The organism is Aequorivita sinensis, from assembly GCF_006346335.1.
In the GTDB taxonomy this organism is placed as follows: domain Bacteria; phylum Bacteroidota; class Bacteroidia; order Flavobacteriales; family Flavobacteriaceae; genus Aequorivita; species Aequorivita sinensis.
On the sequence record NZ_VDMC01000076.1, the window covers coordinates 1 to 424 of the forward strand.

Annotated in this window: 1 protein-coding gene; it reads left to right on the forward strand. The window is 33.0% G+C overall.

Going from position 1 to position 424, the window contains the following annotated elements; translation table 11 throughout:
* The coding region (locus FHP04_RS14655; RefSeq protein ID WP_218937269.1) for a hypothetical protein at positions 1–362 on the forward strand (362 nt) is incomplete at its 5' end.
* Positions 363–424: the final 62 nt, after the last annotated feature.

Genomic DNA, 424 nt, shown 5'->3' on the forward strand with positions numbered 1-424 from the left:
CTATTTTTCATATACATTGTTGTGTGTCAGTAAATATAGCCTTTCGATTCAAAAATAACAATGGCAAAAAGGCTATTTTACCCAGTAACCCTTGCGCGCCAAGCTTAAAAATAATAACGCATTTAAAAAATCAGCTGCTGAACAAAAATTATATATATACCTGTATATGTTTAGTCTTTGTGAAGTTAAAGCGCTTCAAAGAGTTAAAAATCAGTATTTTATGCACTAAGCCCTTGATTTTGTCAAAAAAAATCACGACCTTAATCCAAGTTTTAATACGAAACCTCGTATTTGAGAGTAAACTCTCACACGATAGTATCGAAAAACTTGATGGCCCTGGTTTGCAACCAGTCCTACCATAAAATACTGATTATTTTCCTTCCAAATTCGCGCGCTTTACTGATTTTTTAAATAACCTAGCAAG